Source organism: Serratia sp. JSRIV002, assembly GCF_019968725.1.
In the GTDB taxonomy this organism is placed as follows: domain Bacteria; phylum Pseudomonadota; class Gammaproteobacteria; order Enterobacterales; family Enterobacteriaceae; genus Chania; species Chania fonticola_B.
Genome location: NZ_CP074143.1, coordinates 1,793,924 through 1,809,853 on the forward strand (window position 1 = coordinate 1,793,924; position 15,930 = coordinate 1,809,853).

Sequence of the window (15,930 nt, forward strand, 5' to 3'; positions counted from 1 at the left end):
CACGGCGCTCAATGCCGGAAATCCGGCGTGTTAATGTCTGGTTAAATATAAATGAGCACTAAATGGGATAGTAGCACAACAGGATGAATATAAAGGTCGGGACAGTAGTTAATCGTGCTTATAACGGCTAACTAGCTGTTTCTAATTGTGCTGCATGACTCCCTCCTGTCTCAAACTTATGGTGTCGTGGTTTTAACCGCGCATCCACGCCTGCGAACGCATAACCTCCCCAAGGTTCTGCAAGGTCTCCAGGCTCTGCTGGTGGATCTCTTCCGTTGGGGCGGCGCACAGATCTTGTAGCACCGTTACCTGTAAGCCTGCATCGTGCGCCTGTCGGGCGGTACTCTCAATGGCAAGCGGGGTGCTGATACCGCCCAATAACAGGTGGTGGCAGCGGTGCTGCTGTAACCAGGCTAACAAATTGTTACCGGCAAACGCGCTGAGCCCTTTCTTTTCTAGGCACAGATCCTCGGTTTTTACCTCCAGACCGGCCAGCCAATGGCATCCCCCGTTACTTAAACGCAGTGCGCCGATATGTTTGAGCTGATTGAACAGCGGCGAGTGTCGGGGAATATCGTGGTAATTGTCGGCAAAACCGGTGCGCAACCAAATCACCGGGATTTTACGCACCCGCGCGTAGGCCGCAGCAGCATTGACGTGCGCGATCACATCACGCGTTACGAGCTGTTCGTGGCAGTGATTCGCCCGCCCTTTAGGGCCAGCCAGATCTTCAATCAGGTCAATCATAATCAGCGCGGCGGACATACCTTCTCCCAAAACGTTTCTGTACCCTTTAAGGATAAAAGGCCAAATGTGATGCGTAGTGGAGGAAGTGTTGCCGGATATGTCCTCAGGATGAGCGCTGTAGCACTCATCCCGAGTATGTTACGCCAGGACGTCTTGCTGATAGCGGTAGCCATCGCCTTCAGGGATGAAGGAGAAACGGTGGGTGATACATTGCGGCGCGTCTTCTGCGTGGTGTGAAACAAACAGCAACTGGGTTGAGCCCTGTTGGATCAACACATCTACGAAGCGCCTTACCAATTGGCGGTTTAGCGGATCCAGGCCTTGCAGTGGCTCATCGAGGATCAGCAGCGCCGGATGTTTGACTAATGCCCGGGCGATCAGCGCCAGGCGTTGCTGGCCCCAGGACAGGCTATGGAAGGGAGCATCGCCCATAGCGCCAAGCCCGAGCAGCGCCAGCCATTGTGAGGTCAACTGATGCTGACGATCGGAAACTGCCTGATAAATACCGATCGAATCAAAGAAACCGGACAGGATCACGTTACGCACGCTGGAGCTGACCCGATAGTCCAGGTGCAGGCTGCTGCTGACGTAGCCGATATGGCGTTTGATATCCCAGATGGTTTCTCCACTACCGCGTCGGCGGCCAAACAGCGTCAGATCGTTGCTGTAGCCTTGCGGATGATCGCCGGTGATCAGGCTGAGCAGGGTGGATTTTCCCGCCCCGTTCGGGCCGACGATCTGCCAGTGTTCACCGGGGTTAACCTGCCAACTGAGTTGGTTGAGGATGGGGCGATCGTTGTAGCTGACTACGCCATCACGCAGAACGATCAGTGGCCGATCGTCCGGCAACCTGATGACCTGTGTGGGATCTTCGGTTTCTGGCAGCGTCAAGCCGTTGAGATTTTCACTGTGCGCCAGTTGGGCGACTAGCGCATCGGCCATCACCTGTTGCCGTGGCCCCTGGCTGGTGAGGGTGCAATCGGCCAGTACGCCGACCTGCTCAATGAAGTCTGGGATTTCATCAAACCGGTTGAGCACCAGGACCACGGTATAACCTTGCTGTGAAAGTTCGCCAAGCAGAGTGGCGAGCTGAGCGCGTGAATTGACGTCCAGCCCGTCGAACGGCTCATCGAGGATCAATAAATCGGGCTGGGCCATCAGGGCACGGCACAGCAGAGTTTTGCGGGTCTCACCGGTAGAGAGATATTTGAAACGGCGCGTAAGCAGCGGCGTGATACCAAACTGCTCAGCCAACTGTGTGCAGCGAGCGGGATCGTTGAGCTCTTCCTGAATGATTTCCGCCGTCGTGCGCCCGGTGTCGTCTTCGTCCTGGCTAAGCAGGTCGGTATTGTTGCGTTGCCATTCGTCGCTGACCAGCTTTTGCAACTGCTCAAAGGAGAGCCGCACTACTTGACGAAAATCACTGTGGCGTTCGCCTTTCAGCAACGTCAGCTCACCGGCCAGCGCCCGGGCCAGCGCGGATTTCCCGCTGCCGTTAGCCCCGACGAATGCCCAGCTATCGCCGGACTGAATATCAAGCCGATCCAGCTCCAGCGTGCGGGTATCGCTTAGACGAAATGAACCTTGCGAAATGTGCAACGACGACATCCTATGTTCCCTATTCTGCAATTAATTTCCTTAGAAATAGGCGCAAGCGGAAAAGATGTCAATCGGCAATACTGCAACGTGACGTTGCGTTTAACACAACGTCGCGACAATCACCCGATCGGCATTGAACAAGGCGTGTACCGGCGTGCCGACGCTCAGTTTCAACTGTGCCAGTTCCTGGTTGCTGACGGTGGCGCATAGCGTTTCTCCGCCGTTAAGCGTGACCAGAACCTCACTGTGATCGCTACCAGGCTGAATACTGGCTACGCTTCCCGGCAGCGCATTATCGGCCAGGCCGGTCGAAGCCTGATCGGTACTGAGTTTCACCCAAGGCGCTTTAATCAGGGCTAACACCTCTTTGCCCGGCGTCAACTGTAGCCGGTCGGCGCTTTGCTGAGTCACGGCAGCGGTCAGGCGGGTGTTGCCGTCGGCCAGCAGCAGGCTGATATGCTGTTGGACCTGCTGATGGTCGCGTTCAATCACGGTGCCGAAAAACTGGTTGCGGGCGCTGGTCTGCAAGGAAAAACGGGCGATGGCGGCCAACAGGCTGTCCAACGGCAGAGAGTCCTGCTGCAACACGTCAAAGGCCTTCTGCTGGATTTGGCCCAGCAGATCGTAAAGTTGGATCAGCCGCAGGCCATAACGGGTCACCTGCGCGCCGCCGCCGCCTTTGCCGCCGGTAGCGCGTTCGACCACCGTCTGCTCGGCCAGCTGATTCATCTCGTTGATGGCATCCCAGGCGCTTTTGTAGCTGATCCCCGCCAGTTTGGCTCCCTGGCTGATCGAGCCGGTATGCACCACTTGCTTGAGCAGCGCGATGCGGCGTGGGTCAGCGAACAGTTTCTGCTGCAGCTTTAAGGTAAGGAGGATCTCGGCCTGCATGATGGGTCCTTATAAGGCAGTAAGTCAGGCTATTGTCGCCGATTTGCCGCAAAGCGCCAACTGAGCACGTTTAGCCGGTTACAAATTTCCCGCAGTCGGTAAAATAACCGCGTTTTCGCCTGCGTTTTGGTTTACAGTGAAGCCTACGCAGCGGTTTAAAGCAGTCAAGTGAGGCTACGATGTTAGAATTATTGAAAAGTCTGTTGTTTGCCGTGGTCATGGTGCCGGTAGTGATGGCCATTATTTTAGGCTTGATTTATGGCTTGGGCGAGGTGTTCAACATCTTCTCCAAAGTTGGCCATCCTAAAGAAAACCGCAGCTAATCCCCCTCCCAAATGCCCGCCGAGCTCTCTTGGTGGGTATTTCTCAAGTTATCTCTCGCTTTGCCGATAAACCGCATGACAATCGTTCTCGCTGCGTTATATTATTTTTTACATAGCGATGTGATGATGGTTAACTTGCGGAGAAAACAATGAAACAGCAATGGATTAACTGGGTTGGCGGTGTGGCATTGGCTTGCGGGCTGGTGGCACAGGTTTCTGCGGCGGAGAAAATCACCGTGTTTGCCGCAGCCTCGCTGACCAACGCCTTACAAGATATCGCCACCGAATACCAGAAAGGCAAAGACGTCGAAGTCGTCTCCTCTTTTGCTTCCTCCTCAACGCTGGCACGCCAGATTGAGCAAGGGGCGCCTGCGGATATGTTTATCTCTGCCGATCAGCAATGGATGGATTATGCCATTGATAAGCAGCAGATAGTGAAAGACACTCGTTATACCCTGCTAGGCAACGAACTGGTGCTGATCGCCGCCAAATCGGCCAAACAAGATAAAATCACTATCAACAAGCAAACCGACTGGGCCAAATTGCTCAACGGTGGCCGCCTGTCCGTAGGCGATCCGGATCATGTTCCTGCGGGCATCTACGCCAAAGAAGCGTTGCAGAACCTGGGGGCATGGACCACGCTGGAACCTCAGCTGGCGCGGGCCAATAACGTGCGCAGCGCTATGGCCATGGTTGAGCGCGAAGAAGCCCCGCTGGGTATCGTTTACGGCTCGGACGCCGTGGCCAGCGACAAGGTCAAAGTGATTGCCATCTTCCCGGAAGACAGCCACAAGCCGGTTGAGTATCCAATGGCCATCGTTAAAGATCACCAGACGCCAGCCGTGACGGCTTTCTACGATTACCTGAAGACTCCGGCCGCTGCGGCTATCTTCGAACGTTATGGATTCACCCCGCGTAAATGATATTAAGTGAGTATGAATGGCAGGCGGTCGAACTGAGCCTGAAAGTCTCCAGCCTGGCGGTGATCTGCAGTTTGCCGCTGGGTATTTTAATGGCCTGGATCCTGGTTCGCTGCAATTTCCCCGGTAAATCGTTGTTGGATAGCATTGTTCATCTGCCGTTAGTCTTGCCACCGGTAGTGGTGGGCTATCTGCTGCTGATTGCCATGGGGCGGCGCGGCTTTATCGGCGAATGGTTATATAACTGGTTTGGTTTCAGCTTCAGTTTCAGCTGGCGCGGTGCCGCCCTGGCTTCGGCGGTGGTGGCATTCCCGCTGATGGTACGTGCTATCCGCATGTCGCTGGAAGCGGTAGATATCCGCTTGGAACAGGCGGCCCGTACCCTGGGTGCCAACCCGTGGCGAGTATTTTTCACCATCACCTTACCGCTTTCGCTTCCCGGTGTGATCGTTGGCGTGGTGCTGGCCTTTGCCCGCTCTTTGGGCGAGTTTGGCGCCACCATCACCTTTGTTTCCAATATCCCTGGTGAAACCCGTACCATCCCGCTGGCAATGTACACCCTGATCGAAACGCCAGGGGCCGAGGCGGCGGCAGCGCGTTTGTGCGTGATTGCCATCGTGCTGGCCCTGGCTGCCCTGATGGTTTCCGAATGGCTGGCCCGCTGGGGCCGCAAGCGTATGGGCTTATAGATGTTAGAACTGGATTTCTCCCAGCAGCTTGGCGATCTCAATCTCAACGTGCAGGCTAATCTGCCGGCTCAGGGGATCACCGCGATCTTCGGGCTTTCCGGGGCCGGTAAAACTTCCTTGATCAATGCTATCGGCGGCCTGACGCTGGTGCAGCAGGGGCGTATTGTGCTTAATGGCCGCACGCTGGTAGATACCGCCAGTGGTGTCTGTTTGCCGCCGGAAAAACGCCGCGTTGGCTATGTTTTCCAGGATGCGCGCCTGTTCCCGCATTATCGCGTGCGTGGCAACCTGCAATACGGTATGGCGGCCAATATGCGCGGCCAGTTTGACAGCATTGTCGAGCTGTTAGGGATTGCACCATTGCTGAACCGTTTGCCTTTGACCCTGTCCGGCGGAGAGAAACAGCGTGTCGCGATTGGTCGGGCGCTGTTGACCGCGCCGGAACTGTTGCTGATGGATGAACCGCTGGCCTCGCTCGATATGCCACGCAAGCGTGAGCTGCTGCCATATCTGGAGCGGCTGGCGCAGGACGTCAATATCCCCATTCTCTATGTCAGCCACAGCATGGACGAGATCTTGCGCCTGGCAGAGCAGGTGATGGTATTGGATCACGGCCAGGTGCGTGCGTATGGCGGGTTGGAGGAGGTTTGGGCCAGCAGCGCGCTGCGGCCTTGGCTACAGCGAGAAGATCAGAGCAGCGTGTTGAGCGTGAGCGTGATTGAACATCACCCGCGATATGCCATGACCGCGCTGGCACTGGGCGATCAGCGGCTGTGGGTCGGCGGTATTGAAGCGCCGGTCGGTAGCCAGATGCGTATTCGTATCAACGCTGCCGACGTTTCTTTAGTGCTGCAACCGCCAGCCAACAGCAGCATTCGTAATATTTTGCCCGCCAAGGTGGCGGAGTGTCTGGATGTGGCAGGGCAGGTTGAAGTGAAGCTGATGGTCGGGGAAAACATCCTCTGGGCGCGCATCACCCCATGGGCACGTGACGATCTGGCTATCAGGCCCGGTCAGTGGCTGTATGCACAGGTCAAGAGCGTGTCGATCAGCCGCGATGGCCCCTCACCCCAACCCTCTCCCACAGGGAGAGGGAGCTATTAGCCCCTGCTCGTTTGGAAATAAAGAGGTCACTTCAGCAAACTCGACCGCTCCCTCATGCAAGGTGCGTTACCGAATTTTCAACCCAACGTGATCGGTCCCTTTCCCTACGAAAAGTGAGTTGATACAGGGCCGTGGTAGGGTAGTTTTCTGTAATTAATAGCGGCTCGATCTGTTCCCTCTCCCTGTGGGAGAGGGTTAGGGTGAGGGGTCGTTTTTGTTAATTCAGCACACGAGAACGGATCACTTCGGCAATACCTGGCTGCAGGTGATCGGCAATCACCAGGTCTGCACGTTCCTTGATGGCATTATCGGCATTACCCATGGCAACGCCCAGCCCAACGGCCTCAAGCATGCTCAGGTCGTTGTAGTTGTCACCAAAGGCGACCACCTGATCCATGCTCAACCCCTGTGACTCCACCCACTGCTGCAGGCGTTTACCCTTGCTGTTACCGCCTTTGGCAATGTCCACCTGATCGTGCCAGGACCATTCACAGGCCAGGCCCAGTTCTTTTTCTACCATTTCGGCAAAGCTGCGCAGCGCTGGGAGATCGCTATGTGAAGTGGCAAACTTCCAGATGGCCTGCGCGTCATCCGCCGCCTGCATCAGGCTGTTGACCTGCAACAACGTTGGGCGCTGGGCTACCGGCAAAGTCTCAGACCAAGCCAGCGAACGGATCACATGACCGCTTGTTTCCTGATACAGCATGGCGTCGTCCACATACATCAGGCCGTGAATAGCGTTTTGCTTGAGCAGTTGCAGTACCTGCTTGGCCTGCTCTTTTGCCAACGGATCGGACGCCAGTACCTTTTTCTGCTGGAAGTCGTACAGATAGGTGCCGTTACAACAAATGGCTGGCGTATCGATTTGCAGCGCCTGATAGAACGGGTGGATAGCCACGTGATGACGGCCGGTGACCACCACAACTTTCACCCCGGCGGCGCGGGCTTCCTCCAGCGCGGCCAGCGACTGCGGTAAGATACGTTTCTGGTTGTCTAGCAAAGTGCCGTCTAAATCGAGGGCAATAACACGGTAGCTCATAGCGGTCTCATTATAGTTAGCAAGAAAATTACCTCGATGGTACATATGATTAATGATATTTTTAAATCAATTGGTTATGTAATCAAGGGGTGCTATTGGGGTGCTGATTCGCTGCCGTGGGTTTTTCCTTACTTGCAGCGCTCCAACTCCTCTTTGGCGTTCTTTCTCTGTTTGTCGATATGGTCGGCCAAGTCCTGAACATGCACCAGGCGCGGTGCCTTCTGGGTGTTGCCGATCCGGAATGTGGCAATTGGCAATTTACCTTCGGCGGCTTTCTGATCCGCAGTTGAGGGCCGCATACCTAGGTATTTCTCGGCTATATCGGATAGGGGGATATTAACCTTTTCGAACTCAGCCATCAGCAAAAACATCGTGTTCATGGCCATTACCTCCACACATAACCCGCCGCATACGGGTGTGACATGTCACATTAATTTAAGATCATGCCAGCCAAGGTTTACCCAGCATGCCGCCTCGGTATCGAGACAGCATTTACCGACCGGCAGCTGTTCGCCGCACCGCTGGCACTTCTTGCCATTCAACTCCGCCAACCTTTCTTTCAGTTCCGCATGGTCTTTACGGATCAGCATGGAAACGTACTCGTTGAAGTCATACGGTTCCCGGCCCGGACGGCGGATCACGCAAGCCTCCTCGAACATTTGGTTTTCCTGCGCATCCAGGCGCAATTCCCGAACCACATCACCAGCGGCCCGTTGCCGGGCGCGCTGTTCTGCTTTACGTTCAGCAGATGGTTTAGCCATTATTAGCTACCTGTTGAGAATTCACCTGGTAGGCGATAGCCATCTGTTCTGCGTCATTCATCGCATCATGCAGAGAATGGTGTTTAACCATGGCAAAGCATGGCTGGTGGGTTTTCGGCAAGTAGCCTTTGTTACCTTTCACCATGGCGTCGATATACGTACGAACATCGCGCTTACCAGCAAAATGCCAAGGGCATGTTAGGCCGCAGGTACGGTAAGCATTTTCGAGGATCGAGCCATCAAAATCGGTGCCGCGGAAGAATATGCGCGCGTCCGGGTGCTTTTGGATCCACGCGGTAAGATTAACCAGCGCCTGGCTCAGTGGTTCACGTTGACCAGCAAGCGCTTCATGGATTTCTTCTTCCTGCTTTTGCCACCATTGCTGCGTTTGAGCGCTGACCGTCCGGCCCTGCATCAACTGGCCGAAAGTATCAACCAGGCCAGTTGATGCAGTGGGGGAATAGTTCGCCAGTTCGGGGTTGCGGGCTATCTCAAGGATCGATGATTGACCGCCTTTTACATCCTGAATATTAAAAGCGAATCCCCCGATAGAAAGGATCACTGCCGATGGCTTTACATCCATTGTTTCTGTATCAATTGTGATTGTGTTGAACATCGCTAATTACCCCACACTGATTTTCGGCAAAGCGAAACCCCACCAGAATTGGCAACTTTTCGCTAAGGGAAAATCGGGTTTAAAGATGGGAGGGCGCCCGCATAGCGCAGATCCTCCCGGTTAATTACTCACACATCATGTGTGTTTATATTGAAATCCATCTTGATTTCTTTATAATACCTTCAACAAAAAATAGTTCACACGCGAAATAATTACATCAAAAGGATCTCCTGTGGGAAAATTAAAGCGAGTCCCTCATGAAGGAAATGAGTATTACTATGCTATCGCTACTGATAACTTTAAAAACATATGTATCGGTGTGTTAGGCGTGCTGCTCTACAATTTCACTACTGGTAGTGCCAACTTTTCACACCCAGGAATTTACGGTGTTTTCGCTATCATAATTTCCTCTGGCCTGTTGTATTTGTTACTTAAGAGAGGTAAAAACTGGGGGTACGGTAACGTATCAACATTTAAATATAAGAAGTTGATTGCAAAGTTCATAAGTTTTATACTCACTATATCCGTAGGCGTCTTTTGCTCCTATGCTTATGACATTATGATCTTACCTGATAGTGTTATGGAAAAACCAACACTAGATGCATTTTATAATTTTTTCAAAGGCATAGCTTGGATGCTTGTCTATATGTTACTGCTCAGCCTATTTGCTCACTTTTCTATTAATACTGTTTACGAGATTAAGTCTAAATAGACAGCGTGGAAATTCATAGCTGGTATCTATTAGATGTTTTTTATTTTTAAAGAGCAAAATTAAGAATGGCGGCCGATCTCTAGTCGGCCACAGCAGCCAAACTTCATACATCAATTTCGTCGGATATCCGCGCTCGCTTTCGCTACGGTGCCGCCGACACGGCGCATGCTATTTCAGTGGTGACACACGGCGCGAAACTTCGTAATCACCATACGGTGTATCACCCAGATCATCAGAGCCTTTAACCCCTGCAAACTCATCAACCCGGATGATGCTGTAAGCTGCCCTAGTGAAATGGCGTGGTACACGTTCTATAAACGTACCGTGGTATGTTTTGAGGGCGTCTATCGTATTTCTGGCACTCTCGGCTTTAATGCTGATGCTGAGTGGGGCGGGGTGGATGGTGGCATTGAGATACCGATTGACCGCAACAAGCTGCCGCTGGTCTGGGTAGATTATGAAGTTGATGAAACCGGCGATCTGTTGATCAAGACTTTCCACCGTGTTAACTCTACCGCGCCGAAGTTCGCACAGAACGCCAAGACCGGATACAAGGAAGGTCAGCCGATCGACATTCCTGCCGGTCGTTGGATTGATCTGCGTGTCGAGATGCCTGGCGGCGATGAGCCGGAGTTTATACCGGAACCATAACCGGAAGATGAAGCCATCTTGGAACCTGAACAGCCAGAGGTAACAGAGGCAGGCGGCGGCGAAGAACCAGCATCAGGTGAAACACCCGCACCGCTCGATGAGCCCAAGGAGTTATAACAGAGCCGGGAGGGATCCCGGCCGAATATGAAAAATTTAACGACATTAGCTAATTTCTTCTATATTGGTTATTGGCGAAACTCGATCAAAAACTTGAGTCGATGCCTGCTCTAATTTCTGCCAATCCATCAAAATACACATCTAGTTGAACCTATGGAGAAATAATATGAAAGTATTAGTCAGGCCAGACTTCAAAGCTTTAAACACGGAGATAAACTCAGCAGGGAAAGTATTATCCGCAGGTGATTTTACGTATGCACATGAAGTACTTGATCGGCTTAACAATGATAGTAAGGAGGTTGAGCTTTTCTCAAAAGACCCTAAGGCATACCTCCAATCTCTCGGTTTTTCTGCACCAGAAGGAATTGAAGGCATTTATTATATTGATGGAGATGGGGTAGTCCATCCTCACGCTCATGATAAACCATCATCTGGGCAAGGAGCGCGTGTTGTGGCTGAGGTTTATAAAGAACCAGGCATCTTGGGGTGGTGTGCTATTTGCATGGGGTGTGTTAATAATTAGTCCAGTTTAGTCAATGGGTTAAAATATTATTCATGATGTAAATTTCAAAGGCAGATACATATATAAAAATTATGTGTCTGCTTCCTTTTCAATTATCGCAGGCCGGTATTTAAAAAGGATTCAATATATCAGTAGCCTTGTAACGAAACAGAGGCATTGAATGAAATTGGATTGATGACGAACCGGGCTTAGATGTTTAGTGATGGCGTACAGCCGCAATTATGACGGCGCAGGGGGTAGACATCGGCTGATCATAAGCTAACTGCCAACCCCCATCACGGTGAGCATAAAGCCAATACCAATCACCTGCAGGCCGAACAGTAAAGGATGGTAGTTTCGGATCCGGTGTTGGTATTGGCTCGGCTACCGTAGGGTAGTAAATCCGCACCCCTTCAATGATAGTGCTGCTGATCGGGTTCATTCTGACTGGAAACAATCTTCAGCACTTTCCCATGTTTCCTGTAGCACCTCTTCAATCGCATCCCGATCAGCCGGTGACCCGCCGACGTTCGAAACGCTGCTAAAGCAAAAGCCTACTGGGGATACCTTAGACGAAAAGCAAAAGGGTCATGTATGGATTAAGACTAGTGAGAATCATGCAATTATGGCTGTGTTTTTGCACAACCAAATTGTTATTAATTACATGAATTTATTGATTTTTTATTTTTTTTGCGTTAAAATTTATTTTGGAGATATTGTAAGGTGGAGTATATGATGCATTTTAATATTGACATCAAGAATTTTGGAAAGATAAAAGAAGCGAAAGTTAATATTCGCCCGTTTACTGTGATAGCGGGGCCAAACTCATCAGGAAAAAGTTTTGTTAGTAAAGCACTATATAGTTTCTTTAATACCATAAATAATGACCATGTAACCTCGTTAGCTTTTAGTCAAATTCTAAAGATAAAAAATCTAGCAAATCATATACTTATGGATCTAACTAGACCAAGTAATGAGGAATATGTTTTATTACACAAGTTATTAACTTCAATTAATAATATTGAGCTAACTATTAATGAAGAGTTTAGGGTTAATACTTATACTCAGCAAATTCTAGGCCTGCCACTTTTAGATGCTGATTGTAAACGCATGCAGAGCGATTATGATAACTTAAGAGCATTAATATCACCTAAAGCTAAATATAAAAAGGTTAAATCACACTTTGACGCTATTAGAATGATAGTTGGGAATTTATCAAAGCTCATTAGTGAACCTCAAGAGATATTAGCTGATGAAATTGAACGCGGTTTTATAAACGAGTTAAAAGAAAACTTTCAAGTATCAAAGTTGTCTGAATTAAAAAATTTTAGTTCTAATGCCGAAGATTCAATTTGTTTTGATTTTGATTCATTAGGTTCAATCAAAATACAGGATGAACAGGTTTCATTTAGATTGACAGCGACAAGCATTGATGACTTTCAAAATTTATTTAATGTAGTTTATTTGGAGTCACCAATATATTGGAAATTGAAAGATTCACTTGAGTATTTCAGAAATAATAGAAGAATGTACAACTTCAGTGCTCGCGGAAGAAGTGAGACTTTAAGTGGTATACCTAAGCATTTTTATGATTTATTGGATTTAGTGAAAACAAAAGCTAAAGATGAATCAAGCCTGTCAAAGTCACCATTCACACAATCGATTAAAAAAGCCATCGGTGGCGATTTAATTATTTCAAATGCTGGTGAAATCGCATTTGTGGAAGAAGGTAGTCCACGGTCTGTGAATTTACATTCAACTGCTTTAGGGATAACGAACCTGGGTATTATATCTCTTTTACTTGAAAGAGGTGTTATTTCGAAAGGAAGTTATCTCTTTATAGATGAGCCTGAAGTGAATTTACATCCTTCATGGCAAAAAATAATGATTGAAACTCTTTTTGCACTTTCAACTAATGGTATTAGCATTGTAGTAGCAAGTCATAGCATAGATATGATGAAGTGTATTGAAAATATTATGCGTGAAAACAATGAGTTAGTCGAAGGTGGTCACTTTGGTATTAATCAATTAACATCAAAAGGATACTCCGTTGAAGATAGTGAGAACCCATTTAAAAAAATTGCAGCAATTAAAAATGATTTAGGGCAATCTTTCTTTGATATGTTTTTAGATGGAGAGTTTTAAGAATGAGTTCTATACCTTTTGAGTCATTTGCTGAGGAAATGGATCATGAATTCACTGGTACAGAATTAAAAATAGAGAAGATAGGGTACAAAGTTGATGGAAAGGGAATAAAGACACATTGTTCCTGTTCGACTTTGAAATCTGTAGATTATTTTCATCAAGATGAAAATAAAGTCTCACTTATTGAATTCAGCGATCTTCATGCTCAACATACACAAATAAGTTATAAAATTGAAAAGCTGAATGCCAGTGGCATGGATAAAGCAGATAAAAGATTGTTCATTAAAGAACAATATAAAATCATCCCTCAGGAAATGCGCAAAAAATATATAGATTCCATCCATATTTTGAAGTGTATGAATGGAAGAATCTCTGAAATTCCTGAGTGGGCAATGGCGCAAGAAAAAGGGAAATATATTATTGTTGTAGCACCAATCTCGGAGTTAGCTCCCGCAGAGCAACGTGCTGAAGTGATAACTTACAAAATAAATTAGCTCTTTCGATACCTGATCCGCTTTTCGACGGCGTTTCGGTTATACCTTTAACGCGATTTTTATCTTGATTGTCAGCATTCTCAGTGAATCATTAGGAGCTCCATAGAAACGAAGTTGAAGATATAATTGATTGATATTAATGGTTTTTATTATAAAGATAAAATCAGTGTAGGAAATTAAAACTGTTTATTTGTACAGGTAAATTACTATTTTTTCAACTTGGATTTTTGCAAAGTGTCAAATTTTTCGTGTAGCGACTTCGGATACAGCGCGGTATAGACCTGCCACAACGTGTTGAGATTTTTATGCCCGGTAACCTGGGCAACTTCCTCGATACTAAACCCCGCCTCAAACAGTCGGCTGGCGCCCTCCCGGCGCAGATCGTGATAACGGAGGTCTTCAATCCCTAAGCTCTTTCTAACTTTATAAAATGAAACGCTTATTGACTTTGAGTTATATGGAAAAATATATTCAGAGGTTTTAGGCTGTCGCGCCACGATCTCCCACGCCTCTCCAAGTAGCGGGACGGCCATGTGGTTACCTACCTTTTTGCGCGGATCTTTCCGGTCACGAACGAGTACCGACCTTTGCTCGTTATCCACGTCATCCCATCGGATTTTGCAAACCTCACCAACCCTCATGCACGACAGTATGGAGAAATTAAAAATATCGGTGAACGGTATCCGAGATTGCGTGTACCCCTCTCTTTTAGCAAGCGCCTCAGTGATGCGCTCTATTTCATCCGCCTCAGGCCTACGGGGGCGCCGTTGCGACTTTGAGATTAACCCCATATTGTTGAGCATTGGCCGCGCGGTGCTGACTGGGTTATCGGTGTACTCGATCCCATAGATTGGTTTTGCAGACGAAAGAACGGTACCGAGATAGCTTAAATCGTGAGATATCGTGGCCGGACTCAACCCCTTTGAGGCGCGGTATCTGCAATGTTCGATGATATCGCTAGATTGGAGGCTTGATAGAGGGATCGACGCAATATCGCAATTGAGTAGGGTGTTGAGAACGAATAGCTTGTCTTTTCCAGACCGCTGGCCGGTGCCTGGATCAGCTAGATATTTTTGAATGAGTTCGCCCACGGTCATATTTACCGAGCCATTTTCATTCGGCACCCCATTTTTTTCTATCTCAGCAACGCGATTTGTTCCCCACGTTTTAGCCAGTGACTGTTTGCTAAAGGTGCGGTTCTCTCTGTACAGGTATTTGCCTTTCTCTTTGACGCCAACAGTGCAGCGGTACCGGGCTGTGCCGTCTGCTTTGAGCCTTTTTTCAATGCTATAGTAAGCCATTACTCCCACCTTTAAGCTGTAAATTCAGGGGTTCTCAGGGGGGCTGCTTGGGGTGCTGATGGTCGTAAAATACATTGAAAGCACTAGGAATGCATTAAAATAGTAATTTATTATTATGGGCTTACGTGGCGTGGTTGCTGGGGTGGGCCGGATTGCCTGGGTTTTTAAACAGTTAGGCGATCCGGTGGTACACCGGATAACCGTTCGATAAAACTGCGTAACCTGCCAGGGTTGCCATGTCACAAATGTCGCGTAAGCTAGAACAAACTGAAACCGGTTACCCTTTCTCATTAAGGAGAGCAAATGAAGCAAATCGTTTATGTCGCCAGCCCGGAGAGCCAGCAGATCCACGTATGGCAGTTAGACGACAAGGGCGCACTGGCGCTGCTGCAAACGGTCGAGGTCGCGGGGCAGGTACAGCCGATGGCGATCCACCCGGACAAGACTCATCTGTATGTTGGGGTACGTCCGGCGTTTGGCATTGTCAGCTACCGTATCGCGGAAGATGGCACGCTGCATGAGGCAGGGATGGCACCACTGCCAGGCAGCCCAACCCATATTTCCACCGATTTGCAGGGCCGTTATCTGTTCTCCGCGTCTTACAGCGGCAACTGTGCCAGCATCAGCCCGATTGGCCATGATGGCGTAGTGCTTGCGCCTACCCAGCAGATCGATGGCCTGACCGCGCCGCATTCGGCCAATATTGACCCTACCAATCAATTGCTGCTGGTGCCGTGCCTGAAAGAGGACCGCATCCGCCTGTTTAATCTGAGCCAGCAGGGCCAACTGACGCCACACGGCCAAGAAGCCGTAGCGACGGCAAGCGGTGCAGGCCCGCGCCATATGGCATTCCATGGTAACGATAAATTCGCTTACTGCGTCAATGAACTGGATGGCACGGTAGATGTGTTCGCTATCGAAGCCAACGGTGGTAAATATACGCTGGTGCAAAGCCTGGACATGATGCCTGCCGATTTCACCGGCACCCGCTGGGCGGCGGATATCCACCTCACGCCAAACGGCCGTTTCCTGTATACCAGCGATCGCACCGCCAGCATTTTAACCGTGTTCAGCGTCTCGGAAGACGGCAGCAAGATTGCGGTGGTTGGCCACCATGCCACAGAAGAGCAGCCACGCGGTTTCAATATCGATCACAGCGGTCGCTTCGTGATTGCGGCAGGGCAGAAATCTGGTCATATCGGCGTGTATCAGATTGACCAAAACAGCGGTGAGCTGACGGATCTGGCGCGTTACCCGGTGGGCAAAGGCCCAATGTGGGTGAGCGTGCTGGCAAAATAATGGGTTAAAAATCGGGGCGA

Annotated in this window: 18 protein-coding genes and 1 pseudogene; 10 read left to right on the plus strand and 9 right to left on the minus strand. The window is 49.6% G+C overall.

What is annotated here, in order from left to right:
• Positions 1-192: 192 nt before the first annotated feature.
• The 3 genes from KGP26_RS08345 to modE form a co-directional block, all read right to left on the minus strand.
• On the minus strand, positions 193-765 hold the full coding sequence (locus tag KGP26_RS08345; RefSeq protein ID WP_094982690.1) for a cysteine hydrolase family protein: 573 nt from the start codon (positions 763-765) through the stop codon (positions 193-195).
• Positions 766-885: 120 nt separating this feature from the next.
• A complete protein-coding gene (modF, locus tag KGP26_RS08350) occupies positions 886-2,355 on the minus strand; it encodes a molybdate ABC transporter ATP-binding protein ModF (RefSeq protein WP_021805245.1) in 1,470 nt (489 codons plus the stop codon).
• A 90-nt stretch (positions 2,356-2,445) separates the two neighbouring features.
• Positions 2,446-3,237, minus strand: a complete 792-nt coding sequence (modE, locus tag KGP26_RS08355; RefSeq protein WP_209528013.1) for a molybdenum-dependent transcriptional regulator — start codon at positions 3,235-3,237, stop codon at positions 2,446-2,448.
• 179 nt (positions 3,238-3,416) lie between these two features.
• Here modE and KGP26_RS08360 point away from each other — a divergent pair, with 179 nt between their 5' ends.
• From KGP26_RS08360 to modC, 4 genes are all read left to right on the plus strand, one after another.
• Positions 3,417-3,560: an AcrZ family multidrug efflux pump-associated protein gene (locus KGP26_RS08360; protein ID WP_021180335.1), complete on the plus strand. Its 144-nt coding sequence runs from the start codon at positions 3,417-3,419 to the stop codon at positions 3,558-3,560.
• Positions 3,561-3,709: 149 nt separating this feature from the next.
• Positions 3,710-4,483, plus strand: a complete 774-nt coding sequence (gene modA / locus KGP26_RS08365) for a molybdate ABC transporter substrate-binding protein (protein WP_021805243.1) — start codon at positions 3,710-3,712, stop codon at positions 4,481-4,483.
• Positions 4,480-5,169: a molybdate ABC transporter permease subunit gene (modB, locus tag KGP26_RS08370; protein ID WP_021180337.1), complete on the plus strand. Its 690-nt coding sequence runs from the start codon at positions 4,480-4,482 to the stop codon at positions 5,167-5,169. Before modA ends, modB begins: the two co-directional genes overlap by 4 nt.
• Positions 5,170-6,273 carry a molybdenum ABC transporter ATP-binding protein ModC gene (gene modC / locus KGP26_RS08375; protein ID WP_059200181.1) on the plus strand — a complete coding sequence of 368 codons (1,104 nt, stop codon included), beginning with the start codon at positions 5,170-5,172 and terminating at the stop codon, positions 6,271-6,273. It abuts the gene before it with no gap.
• Between the two features lie 217 nt (positions 6,274-6,490).
• On the opposite strand, the gene KGP26_RS08380 is transcribed toward modC, so the two are convergent.
• The 4 genes from KGP26_RS08380 to KGP26_RS08395 form a co-directional block, all read right to left on the minus strand.
• A complete protein-coding gene (locus KGP26_RS08380) occupies positions 6,491-7,312 on the minus strand; it encodes a pyridoxal phosphatase (protein ID WP_059200182.1) in 822 nt (273 codons plus the stop codon).
• 128 nt (positions 7,313-7,440) lie between these two features.
• The gene (locus tag KGP26_RS08385; protein WP_094982730.1) at positions 7,441-7,692 is read right to left on the minus strand and encodes a pyocin activator PrtN family protein; all 252 of its coding nucleotides are present in this window, start codon (positions 7,690-7,692) and stop codon (positions 7,441-7,443) included.
• A 45-nt stretch (positions 7,693-7,737) separates the two neighbouring features.
• Positions 7,738-8,073 (minus strand): hypothetical protein, encoded by a 336-nt coding sequence (locus KGP26_RS08390; RefSeq protein ID WP_094982693.1) that lies wholly within the window; start codon positions 8,071-8,073, stop codon positions 7,738-7,740.
• On the minus strand, positions 8,066-8,689 hold the full coding sequence (locus KGP26_RS08395) for a 3'-5' exonuclease (RefSeq protein ID WP_223665269.1): 624 nt from the start codon (positions 8,687-8,689) through the stop codon (positions 8,066-8,068). The genes KGP26_RS08390 and KGP26_RS08395 overlap by 8 nt, the downstream gene beginning before the upstream one ends.
• A gap of 232 nt (positions 8,690-8,921) precedes the next feature.
• Between KGP26_RS08395 and KGP26_RS08400 the strand changes: the two genes are divergently transcribed.
• The 3 genes from KGP26_RS08400 (at position 8,922) to KGP26_RS08410 (ending at position 10,692) form a co-directional block, all read left to right on the plus strand.
• Positions 8,922-9,401, plus strand: a complete 480-nt coding sequence (locus KGP26_RS08400; protein ID WP_094982695.1) for a hypothetical protein — start codon at positions 8,922-8,924, stop codon at positions 9,399-9,401.
• 294 nt (positions 9,402-9,695) lie between these two features.
• A complete protein-coding gene (locus KGP26_RS08405) occupies positions 9,696-10,052 on the plus strand; it encodes a hypothetical protein (protein WP_223665270.1) in 357 nt (118 codons plus the stop codon).
• 283 nt (positions 10,053-10,335) lie between these two features.
• Entirely contained in the window at positions 10,336-10,692 is a 357-nt protein-coding gene (locus KGP26_RS08410) for a hypothetical protein (protein ID WP_094982697.1), read from the plus strand.
• Positions 10,693-11,109: 417 nt separating this feature from the next.
• Here the strand turns inward: KGP26_RS08410 and KGP26_RS30260 are convergent.
• Positions 11,110-11,172, minus strand: a pseudogene (locus tag KGP26_RS30260) (DNA damage-inducible protein I); the annotation flags it as partial.
• 231 nt (positions 11,173-11,403) lie between these two features.
• On the opposite strand from KGP26_RS30260, the gene KGP26_RS08420 reads away from it, so the two are divergent.
• Together KGP26_RS08420 and KGP26_RS08425 are read left to right on the plus strand one after the other, a co-directional pair.
• On the plus strand, positions 11,404-12,816 hold the full coding sequence (locus KGP26_RS08420) for an AAA family ATPase (RefSeq protein WP_094982698.1): 1,413 nt from the start codon (positions 11,404-11,406) through the stop codon (positions 12,814-12,816).
• 2 nt (positions 12,817-12,818) lie between these two features.
• Entirely contained in the window at positions 12,819-13,310 is a 492-nt protein-coding gene (locus KGP26_RS08425; protein WP_223665271.1) for a hypothetical protein, read from the plus strand.
• Positions 13,311-13,516: 206 nt separating this feature from the next.
• On the opposite strand, the gene KGP26_RS08430 is transcribed toward KGP26_RS08425, so the two are convergent.
• A complete protein-coding gene (locus KGP26_RS08430; protein WP_223665272.1) occupies positions 13,517-14,611 on the minus strand; it encodes a site-specific integrase in 1,095 nt (364 codons plus the stop codon).
• Positions 14,612-14,914: 303 nt separating this feature from the next.
• Here KGP26_RS08430 and pgl point away from each other — a divergent pair, with 303 nt between their 5' ends.
• Positions 14,915-15,910: a 6-phosphogluconolactonase gene (gene pgl / locus KGP26_RS08435; protein ID WP_059200183.1), complete on the plus strand. Its 996-nt coding sequence runs from the start codon at positions 14,915-14,917 to the stop codon at positions 15,908-15,910.
• The last annotated feature ends 20 nt before the right edge of the window (positions 15,911-15,930 follow it).

Coding starts and splice junctions, on each gene's coding strand:
- KGP26_RS08380 (WP_059200182.1), bottom strand. CDS start 7,312: ATGAGCTACCGTGTTATTGCCCTCGATTTAGACGGCACTTTGCTAGAC.
- modC (WP_059200181.1), top strand. CDS start 5,170: ATGTTAGAACTGGATTTCTCCCAGCAGCTTGGCGATCTCAATCTCAAC.
- KGP26_RS08345 (WP_094982690.1), bottom strand. CDS start 765: ATGTCCGCCGCGCTGATTATGATTGACCTGATTGAAGATCTGGCTGGC.
- modF (WP_021805245.1), bottom strand. CDS start 2,355: ATGTCGTCGTTGCACATTTCGCAAGGTTCATTTCGTCTAAGCGATACC.
- KGP26_RS08430 (WP_223665272.1), bottom strand. CDS start 14,611: ATGGCTTACTATAGCATTGAAAAAAGGCTCAAAGCAGACGGCACAGCC.
- KGP26_RS08425 (WP_223665271.1), top strand. CDS start 12,819: ATGAGTTCTATACCTTTTGAGTCATTTGCTGAGGAAATGGATCATGAA.
- KGP26_RS08410 (WP_094982697.1), top strand. CDS start 10,336: ATGAAAGTATTAGTCAGGCCAGACTTCAAAGCTTTAAACACGGAGATA.
- KGP26_RS08360 (WP_021180335.1), top strand. CDS start 3,417: ATGTTAGAATTATTGAAAAGTCTGTTGTTTGCCGTGGTCATGGTGCCG.
- KGP26_RS08420 (WP_094982698.1), top strand. CDS start 11,404: ATGATGCATTTTAATATTGACATCAAGAATTTTGGAAAGATAAAAGAA.
- pgl (WP_059200183.1), top strand. CDS start 14,915: ATGAAGCAAATCGTTTATGTCGCCAGCCCGGAGAGCCAGCAGATCCAC.
- modA (WP_021805243.1), top strand. CDS start 3,710: ATGAAACAGCAATGGATTAACTGGGTTGGCGGTGTGGCATTGGCTTGC.
- KGP26_RS08390 (WP_094982693.1), bottom strand. CDS start 8,073: ATGGCTAAACCATCTGCTGAACGTAAAGCAGAACAGCGCGCCCGGCAA.
- modB (WP_021180337.1), top strand. CDS start 4,480: ATGATATTAAGTGAGTATGAATGGCAGGCGGTCGAACTGAGCCTGAAA.
- KGP26_RS08395 (WP_223665269.1), bottom strand. CDS start 8,689: ATGTTCAACACAATCACAATTGATACAGAAACAATGGATGTAAAGCCA.
- KGP26_RS08385 (WP_094982730.1), bottom strand. CDS start 7,692: ATGAACACGATGTTTTTGCTGATGGCTGAGTTCGAAAAGGTTAATATC.
- modE (WP_209528013.1), bottom strand. CDS start 3,237: ATGCAGGCCGAGATCCTCCTTACCTTAAAGCTGCAGCAGAAACTGTTC.
- KGP26_RS08405 (WP_223665270.1), top strand. CDS start 9,696: ATGGCGTGGTACACGTTCTATAAACGTACCGTGGTATGTTTTGAGGGC.